The sequence below is a fragment of the Solimonas fluminis genome (assembly GCF_002930645.1).
In the GTDB taxonomy this organism is placed as follows: Bacteria; Pseudomonadota; Gammaproteobacteria; order Nevskiales; family Nevskiaceae; genus Solimonas_A; species Solimonas_A fluminis.
Genome location: NZ_PSNW01000001.1, coordinates 235,709 through 249,370, shown reverse-complemented (window position 1 = coordinate 249,370; position 13,662 = coordinate 235,709). Strand labels below are relative to the sequence as shown.

The 13,662-nt window shown below is 69.1% G+C and carries 14 protein-coding genes; 6 read left to right on the top strand and 8 right to left on the bottom strand.

The features are described from left to right. Positions 1–162: 162 nt before the first annotated feature. Positions 163–1,404 (top strand): MFS transporter, encoded by a 1,242-nt coding sequence (locus tag C3942_RS01220; protein WP_104228509.1) that lies wholly within the window; start codon positions 163–165, stop codon positions 1,402–1,404. Here the strand turns inward: C3942_RS01220 and C3942_RS01215 are convergent, their stop codons facing one another. Next, positions 1,405–2,520 carry an MBL fold metallo-hydrolase gene (locus C3942_RS01215; protein ID WP_104228508.1) on the bottom strand — a complete coding sequence of 372 codons (1,116 nt, stop codon included), beginning with the start codon at positions 2,518–2,520 and terminating at the stop codon, positions 1,405–1,407. Between the two features lie 79 nt (positions 2,521–2,599). On the opposite strand from C3942_RS01215, the gene C3942_RS01210 reads away from it, so the two are divergent. Continuing rightward, on the top strand, positions 2,600–3,220 hold the full coding sequence (locus C3942_RS01210; RefSeq protein WP_104228507.1) for a TetR/AcrR family transcriptional regulator: 621 nt from the start codon (positions 2,600–2,602) through the stop codon (positions 3,218–3,220). Between the two features lie 130 nt (positions 3,221–3,350). On the opposite strand, the gene C3942_RS01205 is transcribed toward C3942_RS01210, so the two are convergent. The 3 genes from C3942_RS01205 to C3942_RS01195 form a co-directional block, all read right to left on the bottom strand. Further along, positions 3,351–4,805: an MFS transporter gene (locus tag C3942_RS01205; RefSeq protein WP_104228506.1), complete on the bottom strand. Its 1,455-nt coding sequence runs from the start codon at positions 4,803–4,805 to the stop codon at positions 3,351–3,353. Positions 4,806–4,938: 133 nt separating this feature from the next. Next, the gene (locus C3942_RS01200) at positions 4,939–5,475 is read right to left on the bottom strand and encodes a hypothetical protein (protein WP_104228505.1); all 537 of its coding nucleotides are present in this window, start codon (positions 5,473–5,475) and stop codon (positions 4,939–4,941) included. Next, on the bottom strand, positions 5,475–5,894 hold the full coding sequence (locus C3942_RS01195) for an MAPEG family protein (protein WP_104228504.1): 420 nt from the start codon (positions 5,892–5,894) through the stop codon (positions 5,475–5,477). The genes C3942_RS01200 and C3942_RS01195 overlap by 1 nt, the downstream gene beginning before the upstream one ends. Before the next feature lie 313 nt (positions 5,895–6,207). Between C3942_RS01195 and C3942_RS01190 the strand changes: the two genes are divergently transcribed. Further along, positions 6,208–6,627 carry a hypothetical protein gene (locus tag C3942_RS01190; RefSeq protein WP_104228503.1) on the top strand — a complete coding sequence of 140 codons (420 nt, stop codon included), beginning with the start codon at positions 6,208–6,210 and terminating at the stop codon, positions 6,625–6,627. Positions 6,628–6,716: 89 nt separating this feature from the next. Here the strand turns inward: C3942_RS01190 and C3942_RS01185 are convergent, their stop codons facing one another. The 3 genes from C3942_RS01185 to C3942_RS01175 are packed head-to-tail and all read right to left on the bottom strand — an operon-like array spanning position 6,717 to position 8,250. After that, positions 6,717–6,893, bottom strand: a complete 177-nt coding sequence (locus tag C3942_RS01185; RefSeq protein WP_104228502.1) for a rubredoxin — start codon at positions 6,891–6,893, stop codon at positions 6,717–6,719. Continuing rightward, positions 6,890–7,066, bottom strand: a complete 177-nt coding sequence (locus C3942_RS22585; protein ID WP_104228501.1) for a rubredoxin — start codon at positions 7,064–7,066, stop codon at positions 6,890–6,892. The genes C3942_RS01185 and C3942_RS22585 overlap by 4 nt, the downstream gene beginning before the upstream one ends. A 2-nt stretch (positions 7,067–7,068) precedes the next feature. Then, the gene (locus C3942_RS01175) at positions 7,069–8,250 is read right to left on the bottom strand and encodes an alkane 1-monooxygenase (RefSeq protein WP_104228500.1); all 1,182 of its coding nucleotides are present in this window, start codon (positions 8,248–8,250) and stop codon (positions 7,069–7,071) included. 111 nt (positions 8,251–8,361) lie between these two features. On the opposite strand from C3942_RS01175, the gene C3942_RS01170 reads away from it, so the two are divergent. The 3 genes from C3942_RS01170 to C3942_RS01160 all read left to right on the top strand — a co-directional run bounded on the left by C3942_RS01170 (position 8,362) and on the right by C3942_RS01160 (position 12,222). Further along, positions 8,362–9,375: an AraC family transcriptional regulator gene (locus tag C3942_RS01170; protein WP_104228499.1), complete on the top strand. Its 1,014-nt coding sequence runs from the start codon at positions 8,362–8,364 to the stop codon at positions 9,373–9,375. A gap of 144 nt (positions 9,376–9,519) precedes the next feature. Beyond that, on the top strand, positions 9,520–10,458 hold the full coding sequence (locus tag C3942_RS01165) for a DegV family protein (RefSeq protein WP_104228498.1): 939 nt from the start codon (positions 9,520–9,522) through the stop codon (positions 10,456–10,458). Positions 10,459–10,578: 120 nt separating this feature from the next. Continuing rightward, entirely contained in the window at positions 10,579–12,222 is a 1,644-nt protein-coding gene (locus C3942_RS01160) for an isovaleryl-CoA dehydrogenase (protein WP_104228497.1), read from the top strand. 196 nt (positions 12,223–12,418) lie between these two features. Here C3942_RS01160 and C3942_RS01155 read toward each other — a convergent pair whose 3' ends face one another. Continuing rightward, positions 12,419–13,576 (bottom strand): zinc-binding dehydrogenase, encoded by a 1,158-nt coding sequence (locus tag C3942_RS01155; RefSeq protein WP_104228496.1) that lies wholly within the window; start codon positions 13,574–13,576, stop codon positions 12,419–12,421. Positions 13,577–13,662: the final 86 nt, after the last annotated feature.

Here is a 13,662-nt window from a genome sequence, read left to right as displayed (position 1 = left end):
GCTCCCGCAAGAACGGGGCCCGCTCGCCGGCGACCGCCCATCGGGAGATTGACGCCGTCCCGTAGCCCGGATGATTCACCGTTCGGCGGGGGCTCGTCCCAACGGACCAGCCGGCGGCGCGGGGGGCCTGCCAATAATCCGGGTAAACCGGAGGGGCAGCGCATGGAGCAGGCGAAAGCGGCGGGCGGCATCTTTCAGGGCTGGTGGATCGTGGCGGCGGGCTTCGTCTGCACGGCCCTGCTGATCGGCAGCACCACCTACAGCTTCGGCCTTTTCGTGGCGCCCCTCTCGACCGAGTTCGGCCTGTCGCGCGCCAACGCCAACATCGGCTTCATGGCGCTGCTGCTGGGCTTCGCGGTCTGGGCTCCCCTGGTGGGCAGGCTGCTGGACCGCCGGCCGGCGCGCCAGGTGATCGTAGGCGGCGGCATGCTGTTCGCGGCCGGGTTCGTGCTGATGGGCCTGTCGCATTCCCCCACGACGATGGCGCTGCTGGTGCTGGGGCCCGTGTCCATCGGCACGCTCGCGGCCGGCGCTCTGGCGGCCAACACCATTGCCGCACGCTGGTTCCTGCGCCAGCGCGGCCGCGCGCTCGGCGTACTGGCGGTCGCCACCTCCGCTGGCGGTTTCCTGATGCCGCCGCTGGTGGCTTTCCTGATGCAGGGCCTCGGCTGGCGCCCGGCGCTGATGGTGCAGGGCCTGTTCGTGGGCCTGGTGATCGCCGCGCTGGGCTGGCTGCTGATGCGCGACAGGCCCTCCGACCTCGGCCTGACGCCCGATGGCCAGCCGCTGCCGCAGGCGGGGCAGGGGCCGGCGGCAGGCGGAGAGATCTGGACGCTAGGCAAGCTGCTGCGCACGCGCAATTTCTGGCTGCTGTCCTGCGGGGCCGGCATCCTGCTGGGCGCCGACCAGGCGCTGCTGTCCTCGCTGATTCCCTACGGCACCGACGCCGGCCTGACGCTGCCGCAGGCTTCGCTGCTGGTGTCCACGCTGACCTTCTCGGCCATCCTGGGCAAGCTCGCCATCGGCGCGCTGGCGGACCGCCATGACAAGCGGCTGCTGTTCTGCGCGGTGGCCGCCTGCAACTTCGCCTTCCTGGTGATCCTGCTGCTGAGCCCCGGCTACACCACGCTGCTGATCGCCTGCAGCATCATCGGATTGGCCATCGGCGGTACCTACCCGCTCTGGACCACGCTGGCGGCGGACTGCTTCGGCACCGCCAGCTTCGGCAGCGTGCTGGGCGGCATGAACCTGCTGATGGTGCCCTTCTCCATCGTCGCCGTCCGCTACATCGGCGAGGTTTTCGACCGTAGCGGCAGCTATGACATCGCGCTGATGACCTTCATGGGCACGGCGGTGCTGTCCACCGTGCTGATCCTGGCGCTGCGGCTGCCGCCGCGCTCCTGATCAGCCGCCGGCGGGGACGGCCACGGCCTCCGCCGCTGCGCGGCCCATCTCGCGCCACCAGGGCGTATCGGCGCGCGGCGCGCGGATGTCCAGCGCCGAACCGATCACCGGCGTCGTCAGGTTCACGCGGTGCTGCGCCGCCAGGGCGCTGATGCGTTCGAAGGGATCGGTCCAGGAATGCATGGCGAGGTCGAAGGTGCCGTTGTGGATCGGCAGCAGCCAGCGGCCGCGCAGGTCCAGGTGGGCCTGCAGGGTCTGCTCCGGCAGCATGTGCACGTAGGGCCACTGCTTGTCGTAGGCGCCGGTCTCCATCAGCGTCAGGTCGAAGGGGCCCAGGCGCTCGCCGATGGTTTTGAAGCCCTGGAAGTAGCCGGTATCGCCGCTGAAGAAGATGCGCACGTCGCCGTCGATGATCGCCCACGAGGCCCATAGCGTGCTGTTGCGGTCGCCCAGGCTGCGGCCGGAAAAGTGCTGGGCCGGCGTGGCCACGAGGCGCAAGCCGTCCAGGGTGGTTTCCTGCCACCAGTCGAACTGCTGCACCTTGGCGGCGTCCACGCCCCAGCCGGTGAGGCGGTCGCCCACGCCCAGCGGCGCCAGGAAGACCTGGGTCTTGGCGGCCAGGGCGGTGACGGCGGCCTCGTCCAGGTGGTCGTAGTGATCGTGGGACAGGATCACGGCACGGATCGGCGGCAGCTCCTCGATGGAGATCGGTGGGGCATGGAAGCGCTTGGGGCCCATCCACTGGAAGGGCGAGGCGCGCTCGGAGAACACCGGATCGGTCAGCCAGAACTGGCCGCGCAGCTTCAGCAGGATGGTGGAATGCCCGAGGCGCCACAGCGAGCGGTCGGGCGCGGCCAGCAACTGAGCCTGAGCCAGCTTCTCCACCGGCGGCGGCGTGGCCGGCATGGTGCCGGCGGGCTTGTTGAAGAAGAAATTCCAGGCGATGCCGAGCATCTTGCCGAGGCCCTCCGGGGGCTGCGGCACCGGGTTGCGGAACTTGCCGCCGGCGAACTGCGGCGAGCCCTGGTAGGGCTGGGAACTGTCGGTGGCAGACATGGCACAGGCCGTCATGGCGAGGACTCCGGTCATCAGCAGCAGGGGGCGGGAAAGGCGCATCGGGGGTTCCTGCATTTCTACACTGCACAGTGTAGTTTCCGTTTTTCCAAAAGTAAACCGTCCGGTGTAAAATTGTCGTATGTCACGTCCCCAGCGCCTTACCGACCGCAAGCGCGAGAGCATCCTTACGGCTGCTCTCCAGGAGTTCCTGTCGCAGGGTTTCGACGGCACCAGCATGGACCGCATCGCCGCCAGCGCGGAGGTGTCCAAGCGCACGGTCTACAACCACTTTCCCAGCAAGGACGAACTGTTCGAGGCGATCCTGCGCCAGCTTTGGGAGTGCGCCACGGCGGAGGAAGGCCTGCCTTACGAGCCGCGCCGCCCGCTCCGCGAGCAGCTCGGCGAACTGCTGCGGCGCAAGATGCGCCTGATGCAGGACCGCGGTTTCATGGACCTGGCGCGGGTCGCCATTGCCGAGGGCGTGCGCCGCCCCGACCGCGCGCGCGAGCTGATCGAGCGCCTGGAGGAGGGGCAGGGCGAGGAAGCGCTCACCGCCTGGATCCGCGCCGCCGCGGCCGACGGCAAGCTCAAGCCGCTGGACGTGGACCTGGCCGAGCAGCAGTTGCATGCCCTGGTGAAGGGAGCCGCCTTCTGGCCGCAGCTGGCCCTGGGCGCGCCGCCGCTGAGCGCGAAGCAGCAGGCCCAGGTGGTGGAGGGCGCGGTGGAGATGTTCCTGCGCTGCTACGCGAAGAAGCCATGAGACTTTTCCCCTCCCGGGTGCGGGTAAGGGAAGAAATGGGGTGTGCCGTCCATGGTGGGACTTCAGTGTTCCGATCGAGCCCCGGCCCGGCCATCCATGGCCGGGCGTTCAGTGTCATCAGAGATGCAATTCAATGCATCACTGATGCCGCCTCCCCCTGCATCGGCTTGGGCCGCAGCAGCAGTCCGCCGATGACCGCGCCCAGGGCCGTGAGTCCCGCGCCGATCAGGAACGCGCGGCGGTAGCCGCTGTTGAGGGCTTCGCGCGCATCGGTGCCGGCCTGCTGCAGGCCGGAGGTGTGGGCGTCGGCGAACGACGCCAGCACCGCCAGGCCCAGGGCGCCGCCCATCATGAAGGCGGTGTTGACCACGCCTGAAGCCAGGCCGGATTCGCTGGCGTCCACGTCGTTCATCGCGGCCAGCAGCACCGGGTTGAAGGCCATGCCGCCGCCCAGGCCCAGCAGCACCATGCCGGGCAGCACGTCCAGCACGAAGCTGCCGTCCATCGGCGCGCGGGCGAACAGTGCCAGGCCCAGCGCCGCGATCAGCAGGCCCAGCCACATCGGCCCGCGGATGCCGTAACGCATCACCATGCGCGCCGACAGGCCGGCGGAGAACAGCGCCATGATCGCGTCGGCCGGCAGGAAGGCCAGGCCCACGCGCATCGGGTCGTAGCCCAGGATGTGCTGCATGTAGAGCGCGCTGATCACGAACCAGGCGAACATGCCCGCCGCCCACAGCACGGCCACCACGTTGGACACGGCGATATTGCGCAGGCGGAACAGGCGCAGCGGCATCAGCGGCTCCCGCACGCGTGCCTCGATCCACAGGAACAGTGCGAGCAGCGCCAGCGCCGCGCCGCCCAGGCCCAGCGTCTGCGCGGAGGTCCAGCCCGCGCGGTTGCCGTCCACCACGGCGTAGACCGCCAGCATCAGGCCCAGCGTGCCGGTGACGGCGCCACTCACGTCCAGGCGGCCGCGCTGGTCCGGCACCTTGTCGACCGGCAGCAGGCGCAGGCAGAAGAAGTACACCGCCACGCCGATCGGCAGGTTGATCAGGAAGATCGACTGCCAGCCGAACCAGTCGGTGAGCACGCCGCCCAGCACCTCGCCCAGGCTGCCGCCGGCCGCGCAGACGAAGCCGTAGATGCCCATGGCCTGTGCGCGTTCGCGGGGTTCCTGGAACAGGTTCATGATCAGCGACAGCGCCACGGCCGTCACCACGGCGCCGCCCAGGCCCTGCACGGCGCGCGCCACCACCAGCACCAGCTGCGAGCTGGCCATGCCGCAGGCCAGCGAGGCGCCGGTGAAGCCGGCCAGGCCCACCAGGAACCAGCGGCGCTGGCCGTAGAGGTCGCCCAGGCGCCCGCCCAGCAGCAGGAAGCCGCCATAGGTGAGCATGTAGGCGTTGAGCACCCAGACGATCGAGGTGCCGGAGAAGCCGAGTTCCGCCTGCAGGGTCGGCAGGGCCACGGTCACCACCGTGGTGTCCAGCACGATCATCAGCACGCCGGTGCACAGCAGGTAGAGCGCCAGCCAGCGGCTGCGGTTGGATGCGGCGGCCTGGGTATTCGTCTTGTCGTTCATGGTCTTGTCATCGCATTCGGGCGGCCGGACAGGTTCCGGCAGCGGTCCGTTCTCCTGAGGCGTCGAACGGACCGGGCTGGAATCGACAGCGGCGGCGGAAAATCGTTTCGCGGTGCCTGGAAAGGCGCCCGGCTCAGCCGGTGTGTCCGGTAGGCGGGCGGCGGATGACCACGAAGCGCAGCCAGCAGGCCAGGATCCATGCCAGCGTCAGCCCCACGATGGCGAACTTGGCGCTGGCGAAGTGCCCGGCGAGCCGCGCCGTCTCCGGCGTGCCATCGCCCAGCAGCACGCGGACCAGCGCGGCGTTCTCGCAGGCATCCGCCGCGCCGGCCAGCAGGGCGCACCAGCCGAGCCCGGCGGTGAGGCGCCGCAGCGCCGGCGGCACCCGCCGCGCCAGCAGCAGCAAGGCAGTACAGCCCAGGCCGGAGTAGGCGAGCAGGTAGAGGTAGTCCAGGCCCTGCACGAACATCGCCAGCGCCCGCCCGCCTTCGCCCCAGGCCGCCAGGATGGCCTCGCAGTTCGCGGCATACCCGCAGAACTCGAAGGAGACGATGCCCTGGGGCGACACCGCATTACGCAGCCCCCGATCCAGCAGGCCCAGCGCCGCGGTCAGGACCAGCGTCAACGCCAGGAAGCCGCGGAACAGCGCGGTCAGCGACAGCCCCGGCATCAGAACACCAGCAGGGCCGCGCGGACCGCGAGTGCCAGCAGCACCAGCGAGGAGATGAAGAACAGCGCGAAGCGGACCTGGATGACGTTGACCAGGGCCTGCACCAGGCTGTGCACCACGCGCAGGCCCACGTAGGCCCAGGCCAGCCCCAGGCTCGCCGCGGTGGCATCGCCGGCCACCGCCAGCGCCAGGCCCACCGCGTAGAACAGGGTGGGCTGTTCCATCAGGTGGTTGTAGTTGTCGGCCTTCCAGCGCACCTTGGCCGGCAGCTGGTTCATCTGCTCGCCGCGCGGAACCTGCGGGTCCAGCACCATCTTCGACTGCAGGATGGCCGGAATGCGCGTGGCGTACATCCAGCCCCAGACCACGAAGGTCCACAGCACCAGGGCGATCACGGGGGCGAGCATCGGGGCGGTCATGCGGGGTCCTCGGCGGAGCAGGGTGAAAGGCTGGGCGCATCATGCCCCAGCGGCCCGCCGGCCGCGAAAAAGCCGGTGGCCGTCCCTGGCCTCCGGTACCGCGGAGCAAGCGTATCGGGAGCCAGGCTTGCGCACCCGGCGAATGAACCCTGGCGGCCCGTCAGAAGCGGCGGGCAAGCGCTGTAGGAAAATTCCCCGTCGGTTTCGGGGTATGCAGTACAGCACGCCCGTTCACCGGCTGCCTGCCGCCGCTCGCTCCAGATGGCCTTTGCGATCATCGCGGGCCGTCCGGCGCCTGCGGAGAATGCCGTCCATGAACAAGACCTCTCATGCGATCTTTCCGGACCAAGCCGCGGTGGACGCCTGCCGCGACCTGCTGCGCGACATGGCCGGCGAGGTGGCCGATGCCACCGCCACGCTGCCTGCCGGCTACCAGCGCCTCTGCGCCGGGCTGGAGAGCTTCTGGGAATCGGTGCGCGAACGGCGCGGCGAATTGCGGCCGGTGGCCGAGAGCGCCGAGGGGGCAGAACTGCTGGGCCGCATCGGGCGCCCCTTCCAGCACCTGTTGTATTCGGAGCTGATCAGCAGCGGTTGCGACAATCCGGTTTCGCAGCTGTCTCCGCTGATCGAGGACGTGCGCAGCATCGCCCGTGCCGAATTGCGCACTGGCCGCCGCGCGCGCCAGCGCCGCCGGCAACTGCTGGAGCGCGTCGGCGAGCATTGCCGCGCCTGAGTGGCGCGCCAACGAAAAAAGGCCCGGTGGATCCACCGGGCCTTTTGCTTTCCTGGAAGCCCTCTGCCACCAGGCCAGAGAGGATCGGATCACGCTGCCGCCTTGATGACCTCCATCTGGAACTCCGCCTTGGCCGCACCGCAATCCGGGCAGGTCCAGTCCTCCGGCACGTCCTCCCAGCGGGTGCCCGGAGGGATGCCATCCTCGGGCCAGCCCTGGGCCTCGTCGTAGACCACGCCGCAGGTGACGCAGGCCCAGGTCTTCATGCCGGAGTCTCCTCGAGCTTCACGAAGTCCGGCTTCTCGCGCACCGCGCAGTCCGGGCAGCACCAGTCGTCGGGCAGGGCGCTGAACGGGGTGCCGGCGGGATAGCCGTTGTGCGGGTCGCCCTTGCCGGCTTCGTAGACGTAGCTGCAGCCGTTGCACTCGTAGCGTTCCATGATCAGGCCTCCACGCTCTGCGGGTGGGCCGCGCCGTACTGCGCCAGGATCTTCTCGCGCACCGGCGGGTGGATGTTGGCGCGGGTCACGTCGCCGTTGTAGTGAGCCAGCACGCGCTTGTCCATCAGCGAGCGCCACAGCGGCGGGATCATGGCCACCACGATCATGCCGGCGTAGCCCGAGGGAAGCTGCGGGGCCTGCTCGAAGTGGCGCAGGGCCTGGTAGCGGCGCATGGGGTTGGCGTGGTGGTCCGAGTGGCGCTGCAGGTGATACAGCATCAGGTTGGTCACGGTGTGGTTGCTGTTCCAGGAATGCTCCGGCTTGCAGCGCTCATAGCGTCCGCTGGCTTCCTTCTGGCGCACCAGGCCGTAGTGCTCGAGATAGTTCACCACCTCCAGCAGCGAGAAGCCGATGAAACCCTGGAAGATCAGGAAGGGCAGCACGATGGGGCCGAGCCACAGCGCGAGGCCGCCGAACAGCACCAGCGTCATCGCCCAGCTCTGCAGGTTGTCGTTGCGCCAGTTCCACACGCTCTTGCCCTGGCGTTCCAGGCGCAGCTTCTCCAGGTGCCAGGCCGACGTCAGGCTGCCGATCACGCTGCGCGGCCAGAAGGCGTAGAAGCTCTCGCCCAGGCGCGAGGAGGCCGGATCTTCCGGGGTGGCCACGCGCACGTGGTGGCCGCGGTTGTGCTCGACGTAGAAGTGGCCGTACATCGCCGGCGCCAGGGTGATGCGCGCCAGCCAGCGCTCCAGGTTCTCGCGCTTGTGGCCCAGCTCATGCGCGGTATTGATGCCGGCGCCGCTGACCAGGCCCACGGAGACGGCCAGGCCCAGGATGTCCGGCACCGGCAGGCCGCCGCGCACCGCCAGCCAGGCGCCGCCGATCACGCTGAGGTACTGAACCGGGATGAACAGGAAGGTGGCCAGGCGGTAGTAGCGGTCGTTCTCCAGGGCCGCCACGGCGGACTCCGGCGCGTTGTTCGTGTCCTCGCCCACCAGCTTGTCCAGCAGCGGCAGCACGCCGTAGATCACGACCGGGGTCAGCCACCAGAACAGGCCGACGCCGGTGGACAGCGCCAGCGCGGCGCTGATCAGCGGCAGGGCCGGCCACAGCACGCCCATCATCCACAGGCGGCGCTTGCCGTCCTTCCAGTTCGCCGCTTCGCTCAGGGTTTGCGTCGTCATGTCGAATCTCCTCTCGGGAAAACCATTGCCTGGATCGCATCCTGCGCCTGTGCCCCTCCGTGAACCTGTCATTTATTGACAAGAACTTGTCATTTCTTGACACTGCTTCCCATGGCCCAATACCCGGAACTGCCGGCCCGCTATTACCTGCGCATGGGCGAGGTGCTGCTGCGCATGGGCGTGGACCCGCTGCCGCTGCTGCAGCGCGCCGGTTTGCGCCGCGAGCAGTTGCTGGCGGCCGACGCGATGCTGCGCCTGGACCAGGTGGAGAACCTGATCGCCGAGGCCGAGGCCGCCGTGGGCCGCAGCGACCTGGCCTTCGAGCTGGGGCGCTCGCTGCGCCTGTCGGCGCACAGCATCGTCGGCTACGGCATCCTCAGCAGTCCCACGATGGACTATGCGATGCGCCTCACCTCGCGGTTCTTCCGGCTGATCTCGCCCACCGTGCGCATGGGCTACCGGCTCGACGCCTCGGCGTCCGAGATCCGCTTCGAGCCGGTGCTGCCGCTGAGCCACCGCGCACTGGTCTTCCACCTGGAGACGGTGGCCACGGGCATCCACAACGCCCTGCAGGAACTGCTGGGCGAGCGGCTGCCGCGCTACCAGTTGCAGATTTCCATCGCCGAGCCGCCGCACGCGGCGCGCTATGCCGAGCTGGAGGGCGCACGCGTGCAGTTCGGTTGGGACGGTGTCGGCGTGCGCATGCTGATGTCCGCCGCGATGATGGGCCGAGCGCCCGCGCTGGCCGACGCCACGGCGCTGAAGCTCGCCGAGGACCGCTGCCGCGCGCTGCTGACCGACGCCGTGTCGGAAGGTCGCGTGGCCGACTGGATCCGCATGATGCTGCGCGAGGCCAGCGGCGGACTGCCGTCGCTGGAGGACCTGGCGCACACGCTCAACCTCTCGGCACGCACGCTGGACCGCCACCTGCAGCGCGAGGGCAGCGGCTTCCGCGCCCTGCAGCAGGAAATCCTGCGCGAGCGCGCCTGCGCCCTGCTGGAGGCGGGCCGCCTGTCGGTGACGCAGATCGCGCACGAGCTGGGCTATACCGATGCCGCCAACTTCAGCCGCGCCTTCAAGCGCGACACCGGCCTGAGCCCCCGCGACTGGCGACGCGCGTCCTGAGCGCGCCTTCCTGCCGGGACGGAACGGCAGCGCTCCCGGGCCGGATGAACGGCGGTCCGGAATCGACACTTCTGGCCCGGCATGACAACCTAGCGGCCTGGGACAGCCCGGACCACCGGGCGCGGGGCACTTGGGGGAGTGCGGATGCGGACAGGGATTGTCGTCGACGCGAGCTGCGACCTGCCGCCGCGCTTTCTGGTGGAACACAACATCCAGGTGCTGCCCAGCTCGATCCACATCGGTGCCGAGCGGCACAGCGATGCGCGCGAGCCCAAGGCCACGCTGGACTTCTACAGCGGCCGCATCGGCCGCCGCAGCCTGCAGGCGCGCACCGAGTCCTACCCGGTGGCGCGCATCCGCAATTTCTTCCTCGACCGGCTGGTGTCGGACTTCGACCACGTCATCTGCATCCCCATCTGGAAGGAACGCAGCCCGCTGCACGGCAAGATCACCGAAGCCTCGCTCGGCATCCTGTCCAACTACCGCGAATACCGTGCGGACGCCGCGGCACGCGCGCCGTTCTCCATGCGCGTGCTGGACTCCGGCACCCTGTTCGCCGGGCTGGGCGTGCAGGCCGCCGAATGCGCCGCCAAGGTGAGGGAAGGGCGCAACTACCTGGACGTGCTGGCCCATCTCGGCGAGGTCAGCCGACACACCGTCTCCTGCCTGGTGCCGGAGGACGTGGCCTATGTGCGCGAGCGCTCCCGCCAGCGCGGCGAGAACGTCGGCTCCCTGCTGCACGTGGCCGGCCAGGCCCTGGGCATCAAGCCGGTGGTAGCCCTGCATGAGGGCCGCATGCGCATGGTGGCCAGCCGCCGCGGCTGGGAGTCTGCCGCCAACTACCTGCTGCGCCGCGTCGCGCAGGTGGTGGAGGAGGGCTGGCTCTGCAGCCGCTATGTCTGCGCCAGCTACGGGGGCGAGCCCGAGCGCATGGAAGAACTCGCCGGCTTCCGGGACCTGCGCGCGGCCTGCGAGGCCCGCGGCGTGAAGCTGCTGCTCTCCATCATGAGCGCCGTGGCCGCGGTCAATGTGGGGGCAGGAGCGCTGTCGGTGGCTTATTCGGGCGAGATGGCCTGGGAATAGGCCGCTGAAATTCCGTTCGTGCTGAGCCTGTCGAAATGAACGGCCGCACACCCCCGGAAACCCCCATTTCTGCCGCCCCGGAGCTATCCTCCCCCTCAAATCTTCCGGAGGATGCCCCCCATGAGCGTCGCAGAGCGCTTCGTCACCCACAGCGTCGACAACCAGGCCCCGCCGCTGGGCCGCTACAACGCCTATGCCACCGACACCGCCCTGCGCGAGGCCGTGCACCGTGAAGGCGGTGGCTGGGCCGAGGCCCATCTCAACGAGTTCGGCATCGTCTCCGGCGGCGAACTGATGGAGCTTGGCTACACCGCCAACGAGAACAAGCCCAAGCTCAAGACCTTCGACCGTTACGGCCACCGTATCGACGAGGTGGAGTTCCACCCCGCCTACCATCGCGTGATGCAGCTGGGCATGCAGTACGGCGTGCACGCCTACGCCTGGCGCAACGCCGACAAGGCTGGCGCCCAGGTGGCGCGAGCTGCGTTGTCCTACCTGCACTACCAGGCTGAGCAGGGCACCGGCTGCCCGCTGACCATGACGCATTCCGCCGTGCCGGCGATCAACCACTCGCCGGAACTGGCCAAGCTCTGGCTGCCGCGCATCACCTCCACCGAGTACGACCCGCGCGTGCTGCCCGCCGGCGAGAAGACCGGCTGCACCATCGGCATGGGCATGACCGAGAAGCAGGGTGGCTCCGACGTGCGCGCCAACACCACGCGCGCCTACCTGCAGGCCGACGGCAGCTATGAGATCGTCGGCCACAAGTGGTTCTTCTCCGCGCCCATGTGCGACGCCTGGCTGGTGCTGGCCTACACCGACGCCGGCCTCGGCTGCTTCCTGATGCCCAAGATCCGCCCGGACGGCTCGCGCAACGCCATCCGCATCCAGCGCCTCAAGGACAAGCTCGGCGACTGGAGCAATGCCTCGTCGGAAGTGGAGTTCCTGGGCGCCTACGCCCAGCTCGTCGGCAAGGAAGGCCGCGGCGTGGCCACCATCCTGGAGATGGTCGCGCTCACGCGCCTGGACTGCATGATCGGCTCCTCCGGCCTGATGCGGCAGGCCCTGGTGCAGGCCCTGCACCACACGAAGCACCGCAAGGCCTTCGGCCACCTGCTGGCCGAGCAGCCGTTGATGCAGAACGTGCTCGCCGACCTCGCGCTGGAGACCGAGGCGGCGGTAGCGCTGACCCTGCGCATCGCCCGCGCCGTGGACGCCTCCACGCGCCACCCGGGCGAAGCCGCCCTGGCCCGCGTCGGCACCGCCATCGGCAAGTACTGGATCTGCAAGCGCACGCCGGCGATGGTCAACGAAGCCCAGGAGTGCCTGGGCGGCGCCGGCTACGTGGAGGAAACCAGCCTGCCGCGCCTCTACCGCCAGGCCCCGCTGAATTCCATCTGGGAAGGCAGCGGCAACATCCAGTGCCTGGACGTGCTCCGTGCCCTCAGCAAGGAGCCCGAGACTCGCGAGGCCCTGTTCGGCGAACTGCTCGCCGCCAAGGGCGAACACCCGGACCTGGACCGCGAGGTCGGCTGGCTGGAACAGGCTCTGGACGACCGCGCTACCTTGGAGCTGCGCTCGCGCATGGTGGTGGAGCGCATGGCACTGGCGCTGCAGGGTTCCATCCTGCTGCGCGCAGGCAACAGCGACGTGGCCAATGCCTTCTGCAACTCACGCCTGGGCGGGGAGCATGGGCTGGTGTTCGGGACGCTGGGGGTGGGGGCGTCGTTGGCGGGTTTGGTGGCTCGGGCGGGGTTGGAGTGAGAGTCGAGAGTTTATGGCTTCGAAGGGGCTCCGCAGAAATATTTCCTCCATAGTCAATGTTCCGGAATCTCTTATAGAGCAAGGATGGAACGAAAGGCGTCGAATTTAGAAAGTGTAGGGTGGGCTAAGCGTAGCGTGCCCACCATCGAGTCTCGGCATCGGTGGGCACGCTACGCTTAGCCCACCCTGCGATGAGTCATGGTTTCTTCGCTGTGCTCACCGGATCGATCAAAATCTTCACATGCTTTTCCGGACTTCCCAGAGCCGCGAAAGCGTCCTCCACTCCCGCCAGCCCCACCGTCCCCGTGATCAACGGCGCCGGGTCCACCTTGCCCTCCGCGATTATCTGCAGCGTGTCGCGGTACTCCAGCGGCGTATAGCCCAGCACGAAGCGCAGCTCGATCTCCTTGTTGATGGCCAGCGCCGGCTCGATCTGGTCGCTCTGCATGCAGACGCCCACGACCACCACGCGCGAGAACATCGGAGCGCCGTCGATCACGGACTGGAGCATGCCGGGCACGCCCACGCACTCGAAGATCACCGGGCGCTTGGGCGCAGCGCCCAGGGCCTCGGCGAGGCGCCAGCTCCGGTGCCAGGCCACCGGCAGCAGGCCCAGCTTCTCGCGGGTACCCACGCCCAGCTCCAGCGCGGCGGGTGAGTCCTTGATGAAGCCCGCTTTCGGCGTGGCGGCAAAAGGGGAACCCTGGCGCGGGTCCAGCACCACGGCGGCGCCGCAGCGCCTGGCCAGCTCGCGGCGGGCGGGGGATAGATCGCTGGCCACGATCTTGTCGATACCCAGCGAGCGCAGCATCAGGATCACGGCCAGGCCCACCGGGCCGCAGCCGATGACGATGGCGGTGTCCTTCTTCTTCAGCTCGCCCTTGCGTACCGCATGCCAGGCCACGGCCAGGGGCTCGGTGAGGGCGGCGCGCTCGGCGTCCAGGCCGTTGGGCACGGGGACGATCAGCGACTCCTGCACCAGCATGCGCTCGGCATAGGCGCCGGGGGCTTCCGCGCAGAGGCCGATGAGGTCGATCTCCTTGCCGCGGCGGATCAGCGGCACGGCGCAGACGGTGCTGCCCACCGGCAGCTTGCGGCGCGTGCCGGGACCATATTCCAGGATTTCCGCGCTGAACTCGTGGCCGAAGACGATCTCCTGCGTGGAGCGCATGGGGTTGCGGATGCCGCTGCGCTGCATCAGGCCTCCCAGGTGGTCGCAGTGCTGGCGGGCATGCAGGTCCGAGCCGCAGATGCCACAGCGCAGGACCCGGACCAGCACGTGGCCCTTGCCGGGCTTGGGATCGGGGCGTTCGGCAACGCGCAACTGCTGGTTCTGGCAGACGACGGCTTTCATGGCGGCAGGCCTCCGAAAGGGATGGCGCCAGTCTGGCCCAGCGGCGCGGAGCCGTCACCCGGGCCGGCTCAGCGAGGCCTCGCAGA

Coding starts and splice junctions, on each gene's coding strand:
- C3942_RS01220 (WP_104228509.1), top strand. CDS start 163: ATGGAGCAGGCGAAAGCGGCGGGCGGCATCTTTCAGGGCTGGTGGATC.
- C3942_RS01215 (WP_104228508.1), bottom strand. CDS start 2,520: ATGCGCCTTTCCCGCCCCCTGCTGCTGATGACCGGAGTCCTCGCCATG.
- C3942_RS01210 (WP_104228507.1), top strand. CDS start 2,600: ATGTCACGTCCCCAGCGCCTTACCGACCGCAAGCGCGAGAGCATCCTT.
- C3942_RS01205 (WP_104228506.1), bottom strand. CDS start 4,805: ATGAACGACAAGACGAATACCCAGGCCGCCGCATCCAACCGCAGCCGC.
- C3942_RS01200 (WP_104228505.1), bottom strand. CDS start 5,475: ATGCCGGGGCTGTCGCTGACCGCGCTGTTCCGCGGCTTCCTGGCGTTG.
- C3942_RS01195 (WP_104228504.1), bottom strand. CDS start 5,894: ATGACCGCCCCGATGCTCGCCCCCGTGATCGCCCTGGTGCTGTGGACC.
- C3942_RS01190 (WP_104228503.1), top strand. CDS start 6,208: ATGAACAAGACCTCTCATGCGATCTTTCCGGACCAAGCCGCGGTGGAC.
- C3942_RS01185 (WP_104228502.1), bottom strand. CDS start 6,893: ATGAAGACCTGGGCCTGCGTCACCTGCGGCGTGGTCTACGACGAGGCC.
- C3942_RS22585 (WP_104228501.1), bottom strand. CDS start 7,066: ATGGAACGCTACGAGTGCAACGGCTGCAGCTACGTCTACGAAGCCGGC.
- C3942_RS01175 (WP_104228500.1), bottom strand. CDS start 8,250: ATGACGACGCAAACCCTGAGCGAAGCGGCGAACTGGAAGGACGGCAAG.
- C3942_RS01170 (WP_104228499.1), top strand. CDS start 8,362: ATGGCCCAATACCCGGAACTGCCGGCCCGCTATTACCTGCGCATGGGC.
- C3942_RS01165 (WP_104228498.1), top strand. CDS start 9,520: ATGCGGACAGGGATTGTCGTCGACGCGAGCTGCGACCTGCCGCCGCGC.
- C3942_RS01160 (WP_104228497.1), top strand. CDS start 10,579: ATGAGCGTCGCAGAGCGCTTCGTCACCCACAGCGTCGACAACCAGGCC.
- C3942_RS01155 (WP_104228496.1), bottom strand. CDS start 13,576: ATGAAAGCCGTCGTCTGCCAGAACCAGCAGTTGCGCGTTGCCGAACGC.